Here is a 22,324-nt window from a genome sequence, read left to right as displayed (position 1 = left end):
GTAAGTAAATGAGCAAATAAATCAAGACCACCAGGACACCGCCATGAACCGCATCTACCGCTCCATCTGGAACCAGGCCACGGGCGCTTACGCCGCCGTGTCCGAAAACGTCAAATCGGCCGGCAAGCGCTCGATGCCAGGATGCAGCGGAGGCGGGGCGCATTTCGCCTTGACCAGCATGGCGGCGGCGCTGATGCTGGGCTACGGCAGTCTGGCGCTGGCGGGGCCGGCGGGCGGCACGGTGGTGGCGGGCCAGGCCAGCATCACCGGTGCGCCAGGTTCGACGGTGATCAAGCAGGGCAGCCAGAACGCGGTGATCAACTGGGCCAACTTCAATATCAACAAGGGCGAGTCGGTGCAATTCGTGCAGCCGAACAGCAATGCGGTGGCCTTGAACCGCGTGCTGGGCAGCGATGGCACGACCATCCTCGGCAACTTGTCGGCCAACGGCAAGGTGTTTATCGTCAACCCGAACGGCGTGCTGTTCGGCCAAGGAGCCTCGGTCAACACGGCGGGCCTGGTGGCCTCCACCCTGGATATCAACAACGCCGACTTCATGGCCGGCAAATACCAATTTTCCGGCAATGGCACGGGTAAAGTCCTGAATCAGGGCTCGATCAGCGCGCCGGGCGGCTATGTGGCCTTGCTGGGCGCCAACGTGTCGAACGAGGGCACGATCCAGGCACGCCTGGGCTCGGTGGCCCTGGCGGCGGGCCGCGCCATCACGCTGGACGTGGCGGGCGACGGCTTGCTCAATGTCGCCGTCAACGCGGGCGCCGTGGGCGCTTTGGTCAGCAATGGCGGCATGATCAAGGCTGACGGCGGCAGCGTACTCTTGAGCGCGCAGGCGGCCGGCGACTTGCTGAAAACCGTCGTCAACAACACGGGCGTGATCGAGGCGCACACGATCGATACGCGCAGCGGCACGATCAAGTTGCTGGGCGATATGCAGACCGGCACGGTCAATGCGGCCGGCACGCTGGACGCCAGCGCGCCAATAGGCGAGGTTGGCAGCCGCGGCGGCTTTATCGACACTTCGGCCGCGCACGTCAAGATCGATGACGCGTTGAAGGTCACGACGGCATCGAGCCACGGCCTGACCGGCACCTGGCTGATCGACCCGACCGACTACACCATCGCGCCAACCGGCGGCGACCAGACCGGCGCGTTTTATACCAATGCGCTCAAGAGCACCAGTGTCCAGATTCAGAGCATCTCGGGCGGCACCGGCACGCTGGGCAACATCAACGTCAACGACACGATTTCATGGTCGGCCAACCAGCTGAAGATGACGGCGCAAAACAATATCAACATCAACCAGCCACTGCGCGGCTCCGGCACGGCCAGCCTGGCACTGGAATATGGCCAAGCTAACGTTGCATCCGGCAATACGAGCAAGTACAACGTCAAGGCCGAGATCGACCTGCCATCGGGGCTGAACTTCAGCACCAAGCTGGGCAGCGACAGCACGGCGACGGCCTACACGGTGATCAACAGCCTGGGCGCGGCCACCAGCGTAAGCGGCACCGATTTGCAAGGCTTGAAAAATGCGCTGAGCGGCAACTTCGTGCTGGGCGCCAATATCGATGCCAGCGGCACGGCGAACACGGCGGTGTGGGGCGCCAACGGTTTCACGCCGATCGGCACCATCGCCGTGCCCTTCACCGGCCAGTTCGACGGCCTGGGCCATGTCATCAATGGTTTGACAATTACCAACACCTCGTCGTCTGGCATTGCCGCGCTGTTCGGCGCGACCAGCACGACCGCAAGCTTGCGCAATCTGGGCTTGTCGAACGTCGCCATCACCGGCAATATCGCCAGTGGTACTTATGGCCGGGCGGCGGCACTGGTCGGCATCAACAATGGCATCATCAGCAATGCTTTTGTCAGCAGTGGTACGGTATCGGCCGCAGGCAGGACGCATGCCGGCGGACTGGTCGCACTCAATCAAGGCACCATCACCGACAGCTACAATAACGGCTCGGTGATCCTGACCACCATCAAGCACGATGGCTTTTTGGGTGGCCTGGTGGGCGAAACCAGTGCCGACAGCAAGATTATCAACAGCTATAACAGCGGTAGCGTGACCGGGCTGTTCACGGCAGCCGGTCTGGTTGCCAATAACAAGGGCAGCATCACCAACAGTTTCAATTCCGGCGTGGTGTCAGGCAAAAACGATGTCGGCGGCCTGGTCGGCCACAATCGCGCAGGTGGCATCATCACCAACAGCTACAACACCGGCGCCGTGTCGGGCGGTGCCTATGTGGGTGGCCTGGCGGCTGTCACTTACACCATTAGCGGCGCCACACCCGCTTCCCTGATCAGCAACAGTTATTCCACCGGAACAGTCACCGCGCTGGGCCTGGCCGCCAGCAGTTCCAGCACCACGGCCACCGGTGGCCTGGTCGGCATGCACAAGGGGCAGCTCAGCGACAGTTACGTGACCGGCGCAGTCAATGGCGCCAGCGGGTCTACGGTCGGCACCCCCAGCGGCACAGGCGGCGTGGTTGGCACGATCGGTGTCGGGGGTAGTGTCACCAGGGTGTATTCGTCGGGCACGGTTGGCCTGATCAACGGCGCCACCGGCACGGTGGGCGGCGTGGTTGGCATCATCAGCGCCGCCACGGGTTCGATCGCTAACGGTTATTACAATACAACCTTGAATCCGGCCCCGATTGTGGCGGTTGGCAACAATTCCGGCGGTGGAACGGTCACGACGGTCGCGGGCTTGACCGCGACGGAAATGCAAACCGGATCGAATTTCGGCGGCTTCAATTTCACCAACACGCCTGGTGCCACCGGCAACAACTGGGTCATCGTCGATATCGATGGCTCGCTCAACAACGCCGGCACCGTGCTGGGCGCCACCGGGCCGATGCTGTCGGCCGAGTACAGCACCAATATCTACTCGTCGCACCAGTTGCAGCTGATGGCCATGAACCTGGCCGGCAACTACACGCTGAAGCAGGATATCAACGCCGCCAGCACCGGCACCGGCGGCGATGTCTGGAATGGCGCCACCTTCGTGCCGGTCGGTACCAGCACCGGCGCCAGGTTCACCGGTACCTTCGACGGCGCCGGCCATGTCATTTCCGGCCTGGTCGTCAACCGTCCCGGCACGGATTACGCTGGTCTGTTCGGCGCGACGTCTGGCACCGCGATCGTGCGCAATGTCGGCCTGGAAGGCGGCAGCATCACCGGCAGGGATAACACCGGCGCGCTGGTCGGCAACAATGCCGGCATTGTCAGCGGCAATTACAGCACCGCGAGCGTGACCGGCTCGACCGACGTCGGCGGCCTGGTCGGCAGCAATAGCGGCACGGTCAGCAACAGCTATGCCTCCGGCACGGTGAGCGGCGTGACCAATGTAGGCGGCCTGGTCGGCCTGAACTCCGGCACCTTGACCAATAACTACGCCACCGGCGCCGTCTCCGGCACCGCCAGCGTGGGCGGCCTGGTCGGCGCAAATAGTGGCGGCACCGCCACCGGCAATTTCTGGGATACCACCACCACGGGCCAGTTCACCAGCGCCACCGGCACCGGCTTGACCACCGCGCAAATGAAAGCGCTGTCCACCTACAGCGGCGCAGCGTGGGACCTGGCCAGCACGTGGATCGTCTACGACACGAATACCTACCCATTGCTGCGCGCCTTCATGACGCCGCTGCAGGTGACGTTTGCCTCGAACGCCAGCAAGACCTATGACGGCACCAGCAGCTGGACGGCGCCAAGCTTCACGTATTCGAATCCGAACGCCTCGTTGTCCGGTTCGATGAACTATGGCGCGGCGGGCAGTGCCGTCAACGCCGGCACCTACGCCATCACGGCCGGCGGCCTGTATTCCGGCCAGCGTGGTTACGCCATCACTTCCAACACGGCGACCTTCACCATCGACAAAAAGGCCGTGACCCTGACCGGTGCCACGGTGACCGCCCGCGACTATGACGGCACCACCGCCGCCACGGTTTCCGGCGGTGCGCTGAGCGGCGTGCTGTCGCAGGACATCTTCAATATCAACGTCAATACGGGCACCTTCGATACCAAGGACGCGGGCACCGGCAAGGCCGTGACCGCGCTCACCACCGGCAGCGCCGGTGGCAACTATATCGTCACTGCCACCGGTATGACCGGCACCATCACGCCGAAAGCGCTGACCTTGTCCGGCCTGGCCGCGACCACCAAGCAATACGACAAGCTGGCGTCGGCAACCGTGACCGGCGGCACCTTGAATGGCCTGGTGACTGGTGAAACCCTGAGCCTCGGCGCCTCGAGTGGCACTTATCAGAACGCCAACGCAGGCACCGACAAGACGCTGACGGTGACGCTGGGCACGCTATCCGATGGCACCGGCCTGGCCAGCAACTACACGCTCGATGCGCCGACCAGCGTTACCGGCACCATCACGGCCAAGACGCTGACCTGGACCAACCTGGCGGTGGAGAACAAAGAGTACGACGGCAATGAGACGGCCGCCATCAACAAGGGCAGCATCACCGGCTATGTGAGCGGCGAAGGACTGGTATCAGGCTCTACTGCCGCGTTTGCTGACCAGAACGCCGGCAATAACAAGGTAGTCACCGTCCACACCACCCTGGGCAATGGCAGCGGCGGCGGCCTGGCGTCCAACTACACGCTGGCCGATACCACCGTGCTGGCCAGCATCACGCCCAAAACCCTGACGTTGACCGGCGTGACGGCAGGCAACAAGACTTACGACGGCACCAAGGCGGCCGCGATTACGGGCGGCACCCTGGGCGGCATGATCAACGGCGAAACGGTCGGCCTGGGCACGCTGTCGGGCAGCTTTGCCGACCAGAACGCCGGCAATGGCAAGGCGGTGACGGTCACCGGTGGCAGCTTGAGCGACGGCAGCAACGGTGGCCTGGCCAGCAACTACACGCTCGCCAGCGTGACGGGCCTGAAGGCTGATATCGCGCAACAAGGATTGACGGTCAGCGGCGTGACCGTTGCCAGCAAGGATTACGACGGCACGAAAGCGGCGACAGTCACCGGCGGGACCCTGAATGGCCTGGTTAACGGCGAAACCCTGAGCCTGTCTGGCCAGAGCGGTGAATTCAACGACCAGAACGCGGGCAACGGCAAGGCCGTGACGGTGACCGGCGCCACCCTGGGCAATGGCTCTGGCCTTGCCAGCAACTATACGGTGACCAATGCCACTGACGCGACCGGTAATATCACGCCGAAGGCGCTGACGGTCACCGGTGCCAGCGCCGTAACCCGCGTCTATGATGGCACCAAGGCCGCGACCCTGGCGGGCGGTGTGCTCGATGGTCTGGTCAGCGGCGAAACATTGACGCTGTCCGGCTTGAGCGGCGCCTATGCCACCAAGAATGCCGGCAGCGGCAAGGCTGTCACCGTCACCGGCGCCACGCTGGCCGACAATACCGGCGGCCTGGCCAGCAATTACACGGTCAGCAATCCGACCAGTGTGACCGGCAACGTCACCAAGGCAAGCATTTCCAGCGTCAGCGGCTTGAGCGCCAGCGACAAGACCTACGATGGCAGCACTGCCGCCGTGATTGGCGGCAAGGCCGTCATCACCGGTATGGTGGTTGGCGACGATCTGGCCTTTTCCAGCGCCAGCGGTGCCTTCAGCGACCAGAATGCGGGCACCGGCAAGACTGTCAATATCTCCGACGTCACGCTGACGGGCAACGACCTGGCCAACTATAACTTCACCAATACCAGCGCCATGGCCACCGCCAGCATCGCCCGGAAGGCATTGACGGTGATCGGTGCAACAGCCGTTAACCGGGTCTACGATGGCAGCACGGCGGCAACCATCAGCGGCGGCAGCCTGGACGGTCTGGTCGGCAAGGAAACCCTGACGCTGACCAGCATGACGGGCCTGTTTGCCGACAAGAATGTCGGCACCGCGAAAGCGGTGACCGTCAGCGGCGCGGTATTGACGGGCGGCGCCAATGGTGGCCTGGCGTCCAACTACACGGTCACCGATTCGACCGGTTTGACGGCCAATATCACCAAGGCCACCATCAGCACCGTCAGCAATATCGTCGCCGACAGCAAGGTCTACGACGCCAATACCAAGGCCACCGTCAGCGCCACCGGCGCCACCTTCAACGGCATGGTGGGCGGTGACAGCCTGTCGATCAGCGCCACCAGCGCCACGTTCGCCGACAAGAACGCCGGCAACGGCAAGACGGTGGCCGTCAGCGGCATCGCCCTGGGCGGCCTTGACGCGGGCAACTACAACCTGACCAGCACCATCGGCAGCGGCACCGGCGCCATCACGCCGAAGGCGCTGACGATTACCGGCATGTCGGCCGTCAGCAAGGCCTACGACGGCAACACCAAGGCCAGCGTGACGGGCGGCTCAATCAGCGGCCTGGTCGGCGATGAAACCCTGGGCGTGACGGGTTTGACGGTTACTTTTGATGACAAGAACGCCGGCACAGGCAAGGCGGTGACGGCGACCGGCACGACCCTGGTCAACGGCGGCAACGGCGGCCTGGCCAGCAACTACACGATGGCCAACCCGACCGGTTTCACGGCCAATATCACGCCGAAAGCGCTGACGGTGTCGGGCATGACGGCCGGTACGCGCGTGTATGACGGCACCACGAGCGCGACCCTGGCCGGCGGCAGCCTGAGTGGCGTAATCAGCGGCGAAACGCTGGTCTTGTCGGGCGGCACGGGTGTGTTCGTTGACAAGAACGCCGGCAACGGCAAGACAGTGACGGTATCTGGCATCAGCCTGCTTGACGGCACGGGCCTGGCCAGCAATTACAGCGTGACCAACCCAACCAATGTGACCGGTTCCATCACACAAAAAGTGTTGGGCGTCACCGGCGCGCTGGCGGCTGACAAAACCTATGATGGCGCGCTCGATGCGAGCATCACGGGCGGCAGCCTGAGCGGCTTTGTCGGTTCGGAAACGGTCGGACTGGCAAGCCTGGCCGGTGCGTTTGCGGACAAGAACGCCGGCAGCGGCAAGGCCGTCAGCATCACCGGCGGCACCTTGTCCAACGGCAGCAATGGCGGCCTGGCCAGCAATTACTCGGTCGGCCCGGCCAGCGGCCTGATCGCCAGCATCACCCAAAAAGCCTTGAGCGTCACCGGCGTGGCGGCCGCCAACAAGGTCTATGACAGCACCACCAAGGCAAGCGTGACCGGCGGCACCCTGAGCGGCCTGGTCGGCTCGGAAACCCTGGGCCTGTCCGGCCTGTCGGGTGTCTTTGTCGACAAGAACGCCGGCACCGGCAAGACCGTGACGGTCAGCGGCGCGACGCTGGCCGATGGCACCGGGCTGGCCAGCAACTATACGCTCAGCAATCCGACCGGCGTGACGGCCAATATCAGTCAGGCAACCATCAGCTCGGTGACCAATGTGGTGGCCGACAGCAAGGTCTATGACGGCGGCACCTCGGTCACGTTCGGTTCGGCCACGGCCACCTTCAATGGCATGGTGAGCGGCGACAGCCTGGCCATCGGCGCCACCAAGGCCGCGTTCAGCGACAAGAACGCCGGCGCCGGCAAGGGCGTGACGATCTCTTCCCTGACCCTGGGTGGCACGGACGCGGCCAACTACACGCTGGCGAGCAGCGCCGCGACCGGCACCGGCAGCATCACGCCGAAGGCGCTGACGATTACCGGCATGTCGGCGGTCAACAAGGTGTATGACGGCAGCACCAAGGCGACCTTGTCGGGCGGCTCGATCAGCGGCCTGGTCGGCACGGAAACCGTGGGTGTGACGGGCTTGAGCGCCACCTTCGATACCAGGGACGCCGGCACAGGCAAGACGGTGACGGCGACCGGTTCGACCCTGGTCAACGGTGGCAATGGCGGCCTGGCGGCCAACTACACGATCAGCAACCCGACCGGCCTGATCGCCAGTATCACGCCGAAAGCGCTGACGGTATCGGGCATGACGGCCGGCACGCGCGCCTATGACGGCACCACGGCCGCGACCCTGGCCGGCGGCAGTTTGACGGGCCTGGTAACGGGCGAGACGCTGGTGGTCTCGGGCGGCACGGGTGTGTTCGCCGACAAGAATGCCGGCAACGGCAAGGCCGTGACGGTATCGGGCATCAGTCTGCTTGACGGCACGGGCCGGGCCAGCAATTACACGGTCAGCAATCCGAGCAATGTGACGGGTTCGATCACGCAAAAAGTGCTGAGCGTCACCGGCGCACTGGCGGCCGACAAAACCTATGACGGCGCGCTCGATGCGACCATCACGGGCGGCACCCTGAGCGGCCTGGTGGGCTCGGAAACGGTCGGCATGGCGGCCATGGTCGGTGCGTTTGCGGACAAGAATGCCGGCAGCGGCAAGGCTGTCAGCGTCACCGGCGGCGCCTTGTCCAACGGCAGCAATGGCGGCCTGGCCAGCAACTATACGGTCAGCAACCCGAGCGGCTTGACGGCCAGCATTACGGCCAAGGCCCTGACGGTGGCGGGCCAGTTGGCTGGCAACAAGGTCTACGACGGCAATACGGCGGCGCAATTGTCCGGCGGCGTGCTGGCAGGCCTGGTAGCGGGCGAAAGCCTGGGCATTGCGGGTCAAACTGCCGTGTTCAGCGACAAGAACGCGGCCAATGGCAAAGCCGTGACGGTGACGGGAACAACCCTGGTTGACACCATCACCGGCCTGGCCAGCAACTACACGGTCAGCAACCCGAGCGGCTTGACGGCCAGCATCACGGCCAAGGCCTTGACGGTAGACGGTCAACTGGCTGGCAACAAGGTCTACGACGGCAATGCAGAAGCCAGCCTGTCCGGTGGCGCCTTGAGCGGCCTGGTGGCGGGCGAAAGCCTGGGCATTGCGGGTCAAACAGCCTTGTTCAGCGACAAGAACGCGGCCAATGGCAAAGCCGTGACGGTGACGGGAACAACCCTGGTTGACACCATCACCGGCCTGGCCAGCAACTACACGGTCAGCAACCCGACCGGCTTGACGGCCAGCATCACGGCCAAGGCCTTGACGGTAAGCGGTCAACTGGCTGGCAACAAGGTCTACGACGGCAATACAGTCGCCAGCCTGTCCGGTGGCGCCTTGAGCGGCCTGGTGGCGGGTGAAAGCCTGGGCATTGCGGGTCAGACAGCCTTGTTCAGCGACAAGAACGCGGCCAATGGCAAAGCCGTGACGGTCAGCGGCACGACCCTGGTCGATACCGCCAGCGGCCTGGCCAGCAACTATACGGTCAGCGACCCGAGCGGCTTGACGGCCAGCATCACGGCCAAGGCCTTGACGGTGACAGGTCAACTGGCTGGCAACAAGGTCTACGATGGCAATGCAGAAGCCAGCCTGTCCGGCGGCGCCTTGAGCGGCCTGGTGGCGGGTGAAAGCCTGGGCATTGCGGGTCAAACTGCCGTGTTCAGCGACAAGAATGCGGCCAATGGCAAAGCCGTGACGGTGACGGGCACGATCCTGGTCGACACCATCACCGGCCTGGCCAGCAACTACACGGTCAGCAATCCGACCGGCTTGACGGCCAGCATTACGGCCAAGGCCTTGACGGTAAACGGCCAACTGGCTGGCAACAAGGTCTACGACGGCAATGCACAAGCGAGCCTGTCCGGCGGCGCCTTGAGCGGCCTGGTGGCGGGTGAAAGCCTGGGCATTGCGGGTCAGACTGCCGTGTTCAGCGACAAGAATGCGGCCAATGGCAAAGCCGTGACGGTCAGCGGCACGACCCTGGTCGATACCGCCAGCGGCCTGGCCAGCAACTACACGGTCAGCAACCCGAGCGGCTTGACGGCCAGTATCACACCGAAAGCCTTGACGGTGGCGGGCCAGTTGGCTGGCAACAAGGTCTACGACGGCAATACGGCGGCGCAATTGTCCGGCGGCGTGCTGGCAGGCCTGGTAGCGGGCGAAAGCCTGGGCATTGGTGGGCAGAGCGCCGTGTTCAGCGACAAGAACGCGGCCAATGGCAAAGCCGTGACGGTGACGGGAACAACCCTGGTTGACACCATCACCGGCCTGGCCAGCAACTACACGGTCAGCGACCCGAGCGGCTTGACGGCCAGCATCACGCCGAAAGCCTTGACGGTGGCGGGCCAGTTGGCTGGCAACAAGGTCTACGACGGCAATACAGTCGCCAGCCTGTCCGGTGGGGTGTTGAGCGGCCTGGTGGCGGGTGAGGCATTGGACCTTGTGGGTCAAACTGCCGTGTTCAGCGACAAGAACGCGGCCAATGGCAAAGCCGTGACGGTCAGCGGCACGACCCTGGTCGATACCGCCAGCGGCCTGGCCAGCAACTACACGGTCAGCAACCCGACCGGCTTGACGGCCAGTATCACACCGAAAGCATTGACGGTGGCGGGTCAACTGGCTGGCAACAAGGTCTACGATGGCAATGCAGAGGCCAGCCTGTCCGGCGGCGCCTTGAGCGGCCTGGTGGCGGGTGAAAGCCTGGGCATTGCGGGTCAAACTGCCGTGTTCAGCGACAAGAACGCGGCCAATGGCAAAGCCGTGACGGTGACGGGAACAACCCTGGTTGACACCATCACCGGCCTGGCCAGCAACTACACGGTCAGCAACCCGAGCGGCTTGACGGCCAGTATCACACCGAAAGCATTGACGGTGGCGGGTCAACTGGCTGGCAACAAGGTCTACGATGGCAATGCAGAGGCCAGCCTGTCCGGCGGCGCCTTGAGCGGTCTGGTGGCGGGCGAAAGCCTGGGCATTGCGGGTCAGACTGCCGTGTTCAGCGACAAGAACGCGGCCAATGGCAAAGCCGTGACGGTGACGGGAACAACCCTGGTTGACACCATCACCGGCCTGGCCAGCAACTACACGGTCAGCAACCCGAGCGGCTTGACGGCCAGTATCACACCGAAAGCATTGACGGTGGCGGGTCAACTGGCTGGCAACAAGGTCTACGATGGCAATGCAGAGGCCAGCCTGTCCGGCGGCGCCTTGAGCGGTCTGGTGGCGGGCGAAAGCCTGGGCATTGCGGGTCAGACTGCCGTGTTCAGCGACAAGAACGCGGCCAATGGCAAAGCCGTGACGGTGACGGGCACGAGCCTGGTCGACACCATCACCGGTCTGGCCAGCAACTACACGGTCAGCGACCCGACCGGCTTGACGGCCAGCATCACGCCGGCCAGCCTGCTGGTGCGCGCCACGGGCGCCGCACCGCGCGTGTATGACACCACCACCAACGCCAGCGTGACTTTGGATGACAACCGTATCGCCGGCGACGTGCTGACCATCAGTAATAGCGGCGCCAGCTTTGCCGACAAGAACGCCGGCGCCAACAAAACGGTGACGGTGAACGGCATTGCCCTCGGCGGTACGGATGCCGGCAATTACACGGTCAACGCCACGGCGACGACCACGGCCAGCATCACGCAGGCGGAACTGGGGGTGAAGGTGGGCAATGCCGAGAAAGACCAGGGCAATGTCAATCCGGCCTTTACGGCCAGCTACACGGGCTTGCTGGGCAACGACACGCTGGCGAACGAGGTCAGCGGCAATCTGGCGTTCAGCACGCCGGCCACCATCGCTACGCCATCGGGCAGCTATCTGGTGTCGGCGGCCGGCCAGACGTCGACCAACTATGCGTTGACGTACACGCCGGGCGTGCTGACCGTCAAGCCGACCGAAGCGCGGCAAAGCGCGGTGGCCAGCGTGATCGCGGCGGTCAATGTGGCGCCATCGCAGGGCAACATGGTGCAGGCCGAAGTGGTGGCGAAAGGCGAAACCGTGACCAGCAAGGAAGACGTGGTGCAGGTGGTGGCGGAGCGCGGCCAGCCGCAGCAGGGCGGCACGCCGGTGGTGCTGACGACGGCATCGGTGAACAGCAATGTCTTGCCGGGCTTGCGCCTGAGTGTGGTCGATACGGGCCTGCGACTGCCTGTGGCTGCTGGCAACACCAGCATCGACAGCCAGTAAGCATGCGCTAACCGGGCTTACCAGTGGAAGTGCCGCTTCGTGATGTAGGCGAAGCGGCATTTTTTTGGTTCATCGCATTTTGCCGGGGAGGGCACTGAAAGCCGCTTGCTGCGCATTATCAAATCCTCTACACTGCGCGCTTCCCTAGCCGCAGTGTAGAAAAGGCATCATGCGCAGCGCCAGCCAGTATTTCCCGTTTTTATCTCCGCTTTTTTTCCTGCTTTTGCCCGATTCCGCCTGCGCCGCGGATGCGCCGCTGCAGCAAGTTGCCATTTCGGCCGCCAGCGGCGTGCAGCAGCGGCGCGACGACACGGCCGCGAAGATCATCGTCAGCCGCGGCGAGCTGGCCCAATATGGCGACAGCAGCCTGGCGGCGGTCCTGAAACGCCAACCCGGCGTCTCCGTCGTCGGCGGCGAGGTGCGCATGCGCGGCCTGGGCGCCGGCTACACGCAAATGCTGATCAACGGCGACCCCGCGCCACCGGGATTTTCCATCGAATCGATCGCGCCCGAGATGATCGAGCGTATCGAGATTTTACGCGGTGCGACGGCCGAATACAGCATGCAAGCCGTCGCCGGCAGCATCAACGTCGTCTTGCGCAAGGGCGCCAGCGGCGCCGAGCGCGAATGGAAACTGGGCGCGGGCCGGGGCGATGGCCGCTGGCAGCCTGTCGCGTCCTTGCGCGTGGCGGACAAGCTGCCCGGTTTCGCCTATGCGCTGACGGGCGCGCTGGAGCGCACGGCCGATGACGTGGCGGGAAGGACGACTGAGACAATCTCCGATCCGGCCGGCACGCTGCTGGCGCGGCGCGAAACACGCACGCGCAACGCCTCGTCCGTCAACAAGGCCAGCCTGACGCCGCGCCTGCAATGGACCCTGGACAATGGCGATACCATCATCTGGCAAAGCCTGCTGGACTGGTATCGCACGGGTTTTGACGGCGTGGCCAGCGAGATGGCCTTGCTGGGCATGCCCACGGCGTATCCGCACAATGGCGCCACGTCGCAGGCCAGCGTGTTTTCGGCGCGCAACGACGTGAATTGGACGCACGCGCTGGGGGCGGCGGGCAAGCTGACGGCCAGACTGGGCGTCAACCACAACCGGCGCGATACGGATTACGCGTTTCAGGGCGCGGCGGCCAGTGGCGCGCTTTTGCTGCGGCGCGGCGTGGTGTCCGACGCCATCGACGACAGTGTCAGCAGCAGCGGCAAATACCTGGGCCGGCTGGGTGGCGGGCATGCGCTGAGCGTGGGCTGGGATGGCAGCCTGATACGCCGCAGCGAATCGCGCCGCCAGCGCGACACGTATCTTGCCGGTGGCGCGCCGTATGCGCTCGATGAAGACTACACGGCCGACGTGCGGCGCCTGGCCCTGTATGCGCAGGATGAATGGGACGTGACGCCGCGCCTGCAAATGTATGCGGGCGTGCGCTGGGAAGGCTTGCAGACGGCCACCGAGGGCCGCACCTTGAGCGAAGTGCGCACGCGGGCCAGCGTCTGGAGTCCCGTGGCACAACTGCTGTGGAAACCGCCGCAGCAGGAACGCGACCAGCTGCGGCTGGCGCTGGCGCGCACCTACAAGGCGCCCAGCACGCGCAACCTGGTGCCGCGCCGCTACACCATCAACAATGGCAACAGCGCCAACAATCCCGATTTTCAGGGCAATCCCGAGCTGCTCCCGGAACTGGCCTGGGGGCTCGATGCGGCCTGGGAGAGCTATTTTGGCAAGAGCGGCGTGGCCAGCGTGTCGGCATACACGCGGCGCATCAGCGACGTCACCGTGCAGCGCCTGTTTCAGCGCGATGGCATCTGGACGGCCAGCCCGTTCAATAACGGTACGGCCACGCTGCGCGGCGTCGAACTGGATGTGAAATTGTCCGTGCGGACCTGGTGGGTGCAGGCGCCCGATATCGACGTGCGTGCCAATGCGGGGCGCAACTGGTCCAGCGTCGCCGCCGTGCCGGGTCCCGGCAACCGCCTGGCCAGCCAGGTGCCGGCCACGTTCAACCTGGGACTCGATTACCGGCTCTCGCCGAGGATGAGCATGGGCGGCAATCTGCACGTGCAGACGGGCGGCCTGGCGCGGCTCGATGCGCACGCCAGCAGCCAGGCGGGCGTGCGGCGCACCCTGGACGCGTATGCGCTGTGGCAGCCGGACGTCAAAACGCGGGTGCGCCTGTCGGCGGCCAATTTGCTGCGCCAGCGACAGCTGCAAGGGCAATCGTATGTCGAGGATGCGGGCCGCAGCGACAGCGTGACGCGCCTGGACGGCAGCGCTGCGCTGCGCCTGCTGTTCGAGCGCAGTCTTTAGTGTTGCGTCGGCTTTTCCTGCTGCACTAAGATGAACGGGCTGACGACGACGGCCCACAGGGCCGCATCGGCCGCTTGCCAGTCCAGCGCCTGCTGGTCCGACACCTTGGCCACTTTGCCATCGACCATCCATTGCGTGATGGTGGACTTGTCGTCGTGCGAGATGCGCACGGCCACTTCGACCAGGTCCAGCTCATTGGCGACCCAGACGACGTTGCCCTGGGCGAAGTGCTTTTCCAGTTCGCTCCAGGCCAGGCGGGCCGTTTCGCTGTTCACTTTGAGGCGCAGTTCGGTGTCTTTTTCAGGATTGGTTTGCATGCGAAATATCAATGTTCGGTGAGTCGGGTGCCGTTGCGCGCGCTTGGCTGGCCTGCAGGGCTTCCACGCGCGGCGTCGGCGTACCCTGCCATGTTAACCGATAGGCGCCACCTTTGCGAACATTGCCTACCAGGGCAGGGCGGAAGCAGGCCAGGTTGGTGCCGCTGGCGTGCCGCACGCTGGGGAAGATCACGCCCATGGAACCGGCTTCGAGCAGGATGGCGGCCAGGTCTTGCGAGGCGATGTAGCTGGCCGGATCGAGGCAATCCTGGTAGCGCTGCTGGCCGCGCAAGTCGTGGAAGCTGGCGGAAAAATCGGCCAGCAGCGACTGGTAGCTGACGCTGTCGTCGAAATAGTCGATTTCCTGGTATTCCACGGTTTTATGGAAAATGATCTCGGCCAGCGCCGTTTCCATGTCGAAGGCGCAATACCAGGCGCCCCGCTCGCCATCGTTGAAACGCGCCCCTTCCGGGCGGGCGTAGGTGTAGGCGGCGTTGATGATGCGAAAGTTTGGTACGCCAAAAACCAGCTCGTCCACGCCAATTCCTGGCGCGCCGCCATACTCGGCCACCAGGCGCGCGTTGGTCGCGTTATCGAGTTCGAACAATTCGCGCAGGTGATCGTCGTCCTCGGCCAGGGGCGCCAGCACCGAGTCTTCCATGTCGGCGAAGCGCGACGGAATCAGGCGGCAAGTGTCGATCTGGCGCAAGGCGGCCAGCGGCGGCAGGTGGTCATGGGCGGTGGCGGGCAAGATTACAGTCCTCCGCGGCGCGCGTCGAGCAGCTTGCGCACCGTCTGCATGGCCAGCAAGCCGCCGGCCAGCATCTGTGACAGCGGTGTGCGGCCACCGAAGATGGGATTCTTGTTGGGCAAACTCACCCATTCGTCGGCCAGCTTGTCGCCGTACAGGATGTGCAAGGCCTTGTAGATGCCCAGCAAATAGGAAATGCGCGTGATGCGGTCCACTTCCAGCACGCGGTCCGGGTGCTTTTTCCACTCGTACCAGGCGCTGCTGGACAGACCGCCCAGCAGTTCGCGCGCATCGTCGTCGCGCAGTTTCCAGGCGGCGGCCAGCTTGAAAAACCCTTTCAATGCGGCTTGCGACAATCGCTCGCGCTCGGCTTTGGCATTCAGGTCGACGAGCACGGCCGGCTCGAAGCGGCTCTTGGGGTAGGCGTAGGCGAGATTCATGGCACTCCTTCAACAAAGCTCTGTTTATGGACTATTTATACTCCTTTTCAGGATTCGTTGCAAGGCCCACGCACATGAAAAAGGGCGCAGCATGACAGGTGTCCCGCTGCGCCCCGTCGGCAAGCCGTGCTGGCTTATTTTGCCGTGACGTTGACCGGCACGTTCAGTTGCGCCGTCAAGCCGTTATTGTCCAGCGCCACCACCTTCAGCGTATAGCTGCCGGCCACCGGTTGCGGCCAGGTGGCCGTGATGGTCAGGCCGCTCATGGAAAACTGCATGCCCAGCGGCGCGCCGTCGATCGAGATCCGCAGCGAGGTCGCCCCTGGCGCCGTCAGCACGATGCTGCCGCTCATGGCCTTGCCGGCCACGCCCTTCATGGCGGCGGCCGTGATGGTGGGGCCGGCGGCGGCGATTTTCACCGTCGTCACGGCCTGGCCCGACAGGCCGGTCTTGCTGTCTTTGGCGATGATGGTCACGCTATACGTGCCCAGCACGGGTTTGGCCCAGCTGACGACGCCGGCCGCACTGATGGCCATGCCGGCTGGCGCGCCCGACAGCGTGTACGTGACGGGGTTGGGCGCCACCACCGTGCTGGCGAACGACAGCGCCACGCCGGGCTTGCCAGTCACGCTGGCCGCCGTGACCACGGGCGGCAGCGGGGCGGCGATGGCCACCGTGTAGATGCCTTTGCCGCTCAAGCCGGTCTTGCTGTCCTTGGCCGTGACGGTGACGGCATACTTGCCCGCCAGCGGCGCCGCCCAGCTCACCAGGCCCGCGCTGCTGATGCTCATGCCGGCTGGCGCGCCGGCGAGCGTATAGCTGACGGGGTTCGGCGCGGTGACGCTGACAGTGAAGGCCAGTGCCGTGCCGACCTTGCCCGTGACGGCGCCGGCGGCGACGACAGGCGCCGGTTGCGGCGCGATGACGATCTTGTACCCGGCTTGGCCGGTCAGGCCGCTGACGGTATTGCGCGCCACCATGGTCACGGCATAGCTGCCGGCCACGGGCGCGGTCCAGTTGACGACGCCCGTGGCGGCGATGCTCATGCCGGCCGGCGCGCCCAGCATGGTGTAGCTGAGGGGATTGGCGGCGCTGGCCGATACCGTAAACGAGAGCGGCGTGCCGACCATGCCGCTGATGCTGACCCCCGTCACCACGGGCGCGACCGGGGCGGCGGGCATGCCCGACAGGCTGGCCAGCAGGCTTTTCACGTTGGGCGTGCCCAGGCCGGCCAGCGGGTCATAGCCGACCCTGGCGGTGCAGACGCTGCAGGTGCCGTTGCTGCCGCGCGTGATGTCGGCAAAGCTGCTGGCAAAGGTGCCGGGCACGGTGGCGATCTGGCCGTACAGCGTAGTATGCGCCAAGCCCAGCGCCGTCTTCGCTTGCAGCGCGCGGCTGGCGTTGGCGATGGCGATCAGGCCGGCCCACTGTGGCGTGGACAGGCTGGTGCCGCCGATGCTGAGCCAGCTGGCGGTGCTGCTGCCCTGTGCCATCACGGCCGTGTACTGGCCAGTGGCGGGATCGGCATTGAAGGCCACGTCGGCTACATTGCGGCGCAGCAAGCCCGTCATGCCCGGTACGTTGCTGGCGCTCTGGTAGGAGGGCAGTGCCGTATAGGCGCTGATGCCGCCGCCAGTGCCCGACCAGGCCGCTTCGCTGCGCGTGCCCGTGCCACTGTAGCTGAGCGTGGTGCCGCCTACGGCCAGCACGTTCGGTGACACGGACGGCCAGGACACGCTGCTGCCCGAGTCGCCCGTGGCGGCCAGATACGTCATGTTCTTGCCCGTGAAGGCGCTGTCGACGGACGCCGTCCAGTTGCCTTCGACGGCGCCAAAGCTCATCGATACGACGCCAGGCCCCATCAGGTTGGCCAGGCGCACGGCGCCCAGCAGGCTGTTGACCGAGGCGTCGGGCGCCTCGATCAGCACGATGCGCGCCAGCGGCGCCGTGGCATGCGCCCACTGCACGTCGAGCGCGATTTCCATGGCCCAGCCCGAGTTATAGGCGGGCGCGGTGGCCGTCATGGTGCTCGATGGCGTGTTGTAGACAACAGAAAATTCACAGCCGCTGGTCGAGGCGGGCGGCAAGGGCAGGGTGGCATTCGTGGCGATGGCCTTGGTGGTGCAGGCGGGCAAGCCGAATTTCTGGTTGAAGATGGCCAGTTCGGCGGCCGCGTTCGGGTTGTGCATGGCGTCGACGATATAGATCGTTTGCCCCGCGCCCAGCTGGGCCGCCTGGGCCGGCGTCAGCGCCGTGCCCGCTGCCGGCAGCGCGGGCAGGTCGTAGGCGGCGCGGATTTGCGCGGGCGAGTAGGTCGCCATCACGCTGCTGCCGGCCATCGGCGCGGCGATGTCCGCCGCGCCGCCGTCCAGCAGCGGTGCGATGTTTTGCGCCGTTTGTTCCGCGGCGGCGATCTTTTGTGCCGTCAGGCGGCGCGTGGACATCTCCGCCATGGTGCCGGGTACCCGCTGCATGTGCGGGCGCCAGTGGGCCGAGCCGCTGCTGTTGCCGCTGTCGCGCCCGTCAGGTGCATCGAGCAGCATCGGGGCCGCATGGAACATCGGTTGCGCCACCAGCGCACCGACGGCGGCGGGGATGACGGGCACTTCGACAGTGAATTGGGTTGCCGCTGTGGCAATGGCGGCGGGCGGCGCCGAGGTCTCCTGTCCCGGGCCGCAAGCGCCCAGCAGGAGGGCGGCAGTGGCGCCCAGCAGCAAACGCCCTTGACGGGGATGCAGGGGGTTGAATTTTTTCATGGCGAAACTCTCCGAGTTGGCGAGGGCCACATCTCGACAATGCATCCTGGCATGGTGCCGCGCGCTGGCGGTCCCGGCCCTGCATTGGCAGCCCCGCTGCCGTGGCGCTTGCGCGCGGTAGGCCGGTGGCTTTGCGTCCCCGCCTTTCGACGGGTTTGCCCTCAGAATTGATCATGCATCGCGACAAACCTCCTGATGCGTTATCAATTCTAGCGAATTTGCCAAATAAGTGTTAACTATTTTCAATGAATATTTGTATTATTGAAATGAAGTGTGGCGAATTTACCTATTGCTGGAGACAATCTTGCCAGCCTGATTAAGCCTTATAGGCAAGGTTATCAGAGGGGTATCGATGCGTGACAGTGTTTTTTCACAGCAACGGCGCTTGTCTTTCTGCTGGTTTAATGAATTCCATGAATTTATCGAATATGCTGTTTCAAACATCCGTCTCGAACACCATGCCTGGATACGGCGCTGCGCGGCAGGCCGCGCACGGACAGCGTAAGGTGGTTCAGGCCGGTCAGCATGGTGCTGCTCTCAGGTGGGGTGGAGGCCGGTTCCAGCTTCCGCAGTGGTTTGATGCGACATTGTTCCAGGAAAGCATGAGACACAGCAATAAGACCACAAACGTCGCAACACCTGACAGTACCGTAGCGAGCGGAAGGGAGAGGCGGTCGAGAAGCGCAACCGTACTTCTAGTACGGTGAGCATCGCAGGCGGCCTATACCGACGCGCAGTAGGTACTGTCAGGTGTCACTACACAGGTTCGGCGTGCTCCACCATGAGTTGAACTTTGGTCGTGCCATTGTATTCATTCGCATCAAGCCGGAACGCCACCCGCGTGCGTTCGCCCAGCGCATCCGTATGGCCGAACCAGATGGCGTCGAAGTGCACGCCGTTCTTTTCCAGCAGCAGTTTCAAGTGGCGCTCTTTCAATATGCGCTGGCTGACGACGCGAAATTCATCGCAGAAGACGGGCGGGGCGAAGCCCTGGCCCCACACTTGCCCATCCATCAGCTCGATGAAGGCCGTCGTGTAGTAGGCGTCTTCCAGCGGGCCGTCCGTTTCCACGACTCTTTCCAGCTGTTGCTGGCTGAGCCAGGCCTGGCCCACGGCTTCGAAGGCCTGGGAAAACGCCTCGAAAGCGTCGGCGCGGATGGTCAGCCCCGCCGCCATGGCGTGGCCGCCGAACTTGTCGATCAGGCTGGGTGCCCGTTTCGACACCAGGTCGAGCGCGTCGCGCAAGTGGAAGCCGGGAATCGAGCGGCCCGAGCCCTTGATCCAGCCGTCGGCACCGGGTGCGAACGTGATGGTCGGCCGATAAAACTTTTCCTTCAGGCGCGAGGCGACGATGCCGATCACGCCTTGGTGCCAGGATGCATCGAAGACGCTGATGGTGCTGCTGTTGGCCGGCTCGAAAGCGTCGAGGTGCAGCAGGGCCGTATCTTGCATGTCCGCCTCGATTTCGCGGCGCTTCAGATTGATGTCGTTGAGTTGCTGCGCCAGCGCCCAGGCGCGGCCTTCGTCGTCCGTGATCAGGCATTCGATGCCCAGCGACATGTCTTGCAGGCGCCCGGCCGCATTCAGGCGCGGGCCCAGGGCAAAGCCCAGGTCGAATGGCGTGGCGCTGCGCGCTTCGCGGCCCGCGACGCGGAACAGGGCGGCCACGCCCGCGTGCATATTGCCCTTGCGCATGCGTTTGAGGCCTTGCGCGACGAGGATGCGGTTGTTGCTATCGAGGCGCACCACGTCGGCCACCGTGCCCAGCGCCACCAGGTCGAGCAGGTTGTCGAGCTTGGGCTGCGTTTGCGCATCGAATACACCGCGCCGGCGCAGTTCGGCCCGCAGGGCCAGCAGCACGTAGAACACCACGCCCACGCCGGCCAGGTTCTTGCTGGGAAAACCGCAGGCGGGCTGGTTCGGGTTGACGATCACGGCCGCGTCGGGCAGGGTGTCGGCCGGCAAATGGTGGTCCGTGACGACCACCTGGATGCCGCGCCGGTTCGCTTCGGCCACGCCGTCGATGCTGGCGATGCCGTTGTCGACGGTGATGATGATGTCGGGCGACTTTTCGCGGGCCGTCAGTTCGACGATTTCCGGCGTCAGGCCGTAGCCGTATTCAAAACGGTTGGGCACGATGAAATCGACGTCGGCACCCATGGCGCGCAAGCCGCGGATGGCCACGGCGCAGGCGGTGGCGCCGTCGCAATCGTAGTCGGCCACGATGACCATGCGTTTCTTTGCGGCAATCGCGTCGGCCAGGAAGACGCCGGCCGCGCCGATGTGCAGCAAGCCGGATGGCGGCATCAGGGCTGCCAGTTCGCTCGACAGTTCTGCCGCGTCCGTCAAGCCGCGCGAAGCGTATAAACGGGCCAGCACGGGGTGGATGCCGCCCTGGCGCAGCAATTCGGATTCGCGGTATGGGCAGGGACGGGTGGCGATACGGGTACGGGTCATGATGCTTTCAACTTGTTCAGGGTAATTGCGCGCCAGAATTTGCGCTGCGCATGCTTGCTGGTGGTGCAGCTTAGCCAGGCGTCGCGGTGACTCAGCACCAGGCGCAACTGGCCCAGCCGGCCATCTTTGAGGGCCGCCAGCACGGGGGCGAACCAGTCTGCTTCCAGCGCTTGCAACTGTTGCAGCCACATGCCCCATTCCTGGGCCTGCGCCGCTTCGATCAGGCCGCCCAGCACGATGATCGCATCTTGTTGGCTTGCCAGCACACTGTTTGGACTGGCATCGCGCTGCGCCGGTTCCGCCAGTGCGGCCAGCCAGCCCGGTGCGTCGCTGGCATGCAGGCTGGCGGCGCAGCGCGCAGCTTCAGCGTTGGCCAGGCTGGCGCCCCAGATCCAGAAAGAATTGATGGCTTTCAAGCCCCGTTCCTCGCGCGCCGCGTTGACAGGGTGTTCATGCCACAGCATCTGCACTTCGTTTTGCAGGCGGCGCGCGGCGCGCGCGTGCTCGCCTTCCGGCATCCAGACGGACAGGTCTTGCGTGGTGGCGGCGTCCGGCGAGGCGCACTGCAAGTCGCTCCAGCCATCGGCGCGCATGAACCAGGTGCCCGCATCGCCATACGCCAGCGGTTGGCCGATCTCGTCGAAATACGGGGACGCAATGTCGAACAGGGCGCGGCCATCGGCCTCGCTCAGCTTGAGCTGGCGCAAGTCTTCCAGGCTGATATGGCTGCGGGCAATGGCCAGGTGGGCCGGGTGCAGCAGGAAGTAGCGCGCGCCCGGTTCCGGCACGAGGCCGTAGCCGCGCATGGCCTGGGCTGCAAAGGCTGCCTGCGCCGCCTCGCCGTTGGGCGCGGGCGCCAGGCCCAGCGCATGCGCCAGCCATGCTTCATGCGGCAGCAGGCGCTTGGCATTGTCAAAAGTTTCCAAATCGCAAGCGGAGGTGCGCGACAGCAGGGCCGCCAGCGCGGGCGCTTGCAAGACCTTGAGCAGGTCGGCAGCCAGTTCGGCATTGGGCAAGGCGAAGGGCAGGACGAGGGTAAGTTGATTCATCCCGAGATTGTAGGCGATTGTAGCCATGCCAGAGTAGGGGCAGATAATTTTCTCTGGGTAGTTTAAGTATCAAAAAAACATCAAGATTATATAAATTTAATTCTTTTTGATGGAAAACAATTTGCTTTTGAAAATATGGACGATATAATTGCGTCAACTTAAATATCAGAAAGATAATCACACCCCAGCTGTGTGGTTGCGTCGTTTGGCTCCTGTATCCCTCGAAACCGTATACAAGATGCTGCCGGCTTCATTTTTTAAACAAGTTTCTTTCTTGGAAGCCCACTCATGTATACATTCGCCGCTTTGCGCAGCCAGGCTGATCGCGCCCTGGCCTCTCACGTTGCCACTCCTGCCGCCAC

The 22,324-nt window shown here is 64.4% G+C and carries 8 protein-coding genes and 1 riboswitch; of the genes, 2 read left to right on the top strand and 6 right to left on the bottom strand.

Annotated elements, in window-relative coordinates; translation table 11 throughout:
- Positions 1-43 precede the first annotated feature (43 nt).
- Both C8C92_RS17680 and C8C92_RS17675 read left to right on the top strand, forming a co-directional pair.
- Positions 44-11,881 carry a YDG domain-containing protein gene (locus C8C92_RS17680; protein ID WP_116744782.1) on the top strand — a complete coding sequence of 3,946 codons (11,838 nt, stop codon included), beginning with the start codon at positions 44-46 and terminating at the stop codon, positions 11,879-11,881.
- Positions 11,882-12,050: 169 nt separating this feature from the next.
- Positions 12,051-14,192 (top strand): TonB-dependent receptor, encoded by a 2,142-nt coding sequence (locus tag C8C92_RS17675; RefSeq protein WP_116744781.1) that lies wholly within the window; start codon positions 12,051-12,053, stop codon positions 14,190-14,192.
- Here the strand turns inward: C8C92_RS17675 and C8C92_RS17670 are convergent.
- The 6 genes from C8C92_RS17670 to C8C92_RS17645 all read right to left on the bottom strand — a co-directional run bounded on the left by C8C92_RS17670 (position 14,189) and on the right by C8C92_RS17645 (position 21,962).
- Entirely contained in the window at positions 14,189-14,509 is a 321-nt protein-coding gene (locus C8C92_RS17670) for a DUF2288 domain-containing protein (RefSeq protein WP_096235806.1), read from the bottom strand. The two genes, C8C92_RS17675 and C8C92_RS17670, sit on opposite strands and share 4 nt — an antisense overlap.
- Complete coding sequence (locus tag C8C92_RS17665) at positions 14,493-15,260, bottom strand: RES family NAD+ phosphorylase (RefSeq protein ID WP_243420267.1); 768 nt, start codon at positions 15,258-15,260, stop codon at positions 14,493-14,495. Before C8C92_RS17665 ends, C8C92_RS17670 begins: the two co-directional genes overlap by 17 nt.
- Before the next feature lie 2 nt (positions 15,261-15,262).
- Positions 15,263-15,700 carry an MbcA/ParS/Xre antitoxin family protein gene (locus C8C92_RS17660; RefSeq protein ID WP_071076812.1) on the bottom strand — a complete coding sequence of 146 codons (438 nt, stop codon included), beginning with the start codon at positions 15,698-15,700 and terminating at the stop codon, positions 15,263-15,265.
- Positions 15,701-15,834: 134 nt separating this feature from the next.
- A complete protein-coding gene (locus C8C92_RS17655; protein WP_116746014.1) occupies positions 15,835-18,456 on the bottom strand; it encodes a S53 family peptidase in 2,622 nt (873 codons plus the stop codon).
- Between the two features lie 83 nt (positions 18,457-18,539).
- A riboswitch (cyclic di-GMP riboswitch) is annotated at positions 18,540-18,626 on the bottom strand.
- A 586-nt stretch (positions 18,627-19,212) separates the two neighbouring features.
- On the bottom strand, positions 19,213-20,913 hold the full coding sequence (recJ, locus tag C8C92_RS17650) for a single-stranded-DNA-specific exonuclease RecJ (RefSeq protein WP_116744780.1): 1,701 nt from the start codon (positions 20,911-20,913) through the stop codon (positions 19,213-19,215).
- Complete coding sequence (locus tag C8C92_RS17645; protein ID WP_243420266.1) at positions 20,910-21,962, bottom strand: hypothetical protein; 1,053 nt, start codon at positions 21,960-21,962, stop codon at positions 20,910-20,912. Before C8C92_RS17645 ends, recJ begins: the two co-directional genes overlap by 4 nt.
- Positions 21,963-22,324 lie beyond the last annotated feature (362 nt).

This window comes from Janthinobacterium sp. 78, from assembly GCF_003096775.1.
GTDB lineage: Bacteria > Pseudomonadota > Gammaproteobacteria > Burkholderiales > Burkholderiaceae_D > Janthinobacterium > Janthinobacterium tructae.
Note: the sequence above shows the minus strand (reverse complement) of the source record. Positions and strands in the feature narration are given on the sequence as shown.

Excerpts from the sequence above, each read along its gene's own strand:
- C8C92_RS17680 (WP_116744782.1), top strand. The coding sequence starts at position 44 with ATGAACCGCATCTACCGCTCCATCTGGAACCAGGCCACGGGCGCTTAC.
- C8C92_RS17675 (WP_116744781.1), top strand. The coding sequence starts at position 12,051 with ATGCGCAGCGCCAGCCAGTATTTCCCGTTTTTATCTCCGCTTTTTTTC.
- C8C92_RS17670 (WP_096235806.1), bottom strand. The coding sequence starts at position 14,509 with ATGCAAACCAATCCTGAAAAAGACACCGAACTGCGCCTCAAAGTGAAC.
- C8C92_RS17660 (WP_071076812.1), bottom strand. The coding sequence starts at position 15,700 with ATGAATCTCGCCTACGCCTACCCCAAGAGCCGCTTCGAGCCGGCCGTG.
- C8C92_RS17655 (WP_116746014.1), bottom strand. The coding sequence starts at position 18,456 with ATGAAAAAATTCAACCCCCTGCATCCCCGTCAAGGGCGTTTGCTGCTG.
- recJ (WP_116744780.1), bottom strand. The coding sequence starts at position 20,913 with ATGACCCGTACCCGTATCGCCACCCGTCCCTGCCCATACCGCGAATCC.
- C8C92_RS17645 (WP_243420266.1), bottom strand. The coding sequence starts at position 21,962 with ATGAATCAACTTACCCTCGTCCTGCCCTTCGCCTTGCCCAATGCCGAA.